Source organism: Pseudomonas sp. IT-P253, assembly GCF_949768125.1.
In the GTDB taxonomy this organism is placed as follows: Bacteria; Pseudomonadota; Gammaproteobacteria; order Pseudomonadales; family Pseudomonadaceae; genus Aquipseudomonas.
The window spans coordinates 1-1,710 of the sequence record NZ_CATKPT010000057.1 but is presented as its reverse complement, the minus strand read 5'-3'; the positions used below and the strand labels follow the sequence as shown (position 1 = coordinate 1,710).

Sequence of the window (1,710 nt, the reverse complement as noted above, 5' to 3'; positions counted from 1 at the left end):
GTAATTGTCGTAGTCGGGCATGCCGACCATCAGGCGTGCGGCCTGACCGAGGTATTTACCGAGGCGACTCAGGTCATTGAACATGCTTGCAATCCTCGATTACGCATCCGGCACGGCGTGGAATGGCGCTTCTTTATCCGTGCGTTCCTTGGTGCCCCAGGCGGCGATGCCGACCTTGAGCGCAAAGAACAGAATGCTGAAGACCACGAACAGGAACAGCGCTGTCAGCGTGGCGTTGGTGTAGGCGTTGTAGATCACGTGTTGCATCTGCGTGATGTCCTTGGCCGGGGCGAGGATCTGACCGTTGGCCAGCGCATCGCTGTACTTCTTCGCCAGCGACAGGAAACCAATCGCCGGGTTGGCGTCGAACAGCTTGATGAAGCCTGCCGTGACGGTGCAGATCAGCAGCCACACGGCGGGCAGCATGGTGACCCAGACGTAGCGCTGGCGTTTCATTTTGATCAGCACGACGGTCGCCAACATCAGCGCGATACCGGCCAGCATCTGGTTGGAGATCCCGAACAGCGGCCACAAGGTGTTGATCCCGCCCAAGGGGTCGATCACGCCTTGGTACAGCAAGTAACCCCACATCGCCACGCAACCGGCCGTTGCAATCAGGTTGGCGGTCCAGGAGTCGGTGCGCCGCAACGCCGGGACGAAGGAGCCGAGCAAGTCCTGCAGCATGAACCGTCCGGCACGGGTGCCGGCATCGACCGCCGTCAGGATGAACAGCGCTTCGAACAGGATCGCGAAGTGGTACCAGAAGGCCATGGTGTTTTCACCCGGCAGCACGCTGTGCAGGATTTGCGCGATACCGACCGCCAGGGTCGGCGCGCCACCGGCGCGAGCCAGGACGGTGATTTCACCGATGTCCTTGGCCACTGCTTGCAGGGCGTCCGGCGTAATCGCGAAACCCCAGCTGCTGACTGTTTGCGCGACTTGCATCACGTCACCACCGACGATCGCCGCCGGGCTGTTCATGGCGAAATAAACGCCAGGCTCGATCACCGAAGCGGCAACCATCGCCATGATGGCCACGAAGGATTCCATCAACATGCCGCCGTAACCGATGTAACGGGCATGACTTTCACTGGCCAACAGTTTCGGCGTGGTCCCGGACGCAATCAGCGCGTGGAAACCGGACACCGCACCACAGGCAATGGTAATGAACAGGAACGGAAACAGACCGCCCTTCCACACCGGCCCGGTGCCATCGATGAACTGGGTCAATGCCGGCATTTTCAGCACGGGCATGGTCACCAGAATACCGATGGCCAATGCCACGATGGTGCCGATTTTGAGGAAGGTCGACAGGTAATCGCGCGGGGCCAGAATCAGCCACACCGGCAGCACGGCCGCCACGAAACCGTAGCCGATCAGCATCCAGGTGATCTGAATCCCGGTAAAACTGAACGCCTTGGCCCAGAACGGATCAGCGGCAATCTGCCCACCCAGCCAGATCGAACCCAGCAGCAACAGCACGCCGACCACGGAGATTTCGCCGATGCGGCCCGGACGGATGTAGCGCATGTAAATGCCCATGAACATCGCGATCGGGATGGTCGCCATCACCGTGAAAATGCCCCATGGGCTTTCGGCCAAGGCTTTCACCACGATCAGCGCCAGCACCGCGAGGATGATGATCATGATCAGGAAGCAGCCAAACAAGGCAATGGTCCCGGGGATGCGGCCCATTTCTTCACGGACCAT

At 60.4% G+C, this 1,710-nt stretch carries 2 protein-coding genes; both read right to left on the bottom strand.

What is annotated here, in order from left to right; genetic code table 11:
• A partial coding sequence (locus ACM6IR_RS23970; protein ID WP_414909985.1) for a CstA-like transporter-associated (seleno)protein occupies positions 1-84 on the bottom strand: 84 nt, incomplete at its 3' end.
• 15 nt (positions 85-99) lie between these two features.
• The coding region (locus ACM6IR_RS23965; RefSeq protein WP_414909984.1) for a carbon starvation CstA family protein at positions 100-1,710 on the bottom strand (1,611 nt) is incomplete at its 5' end.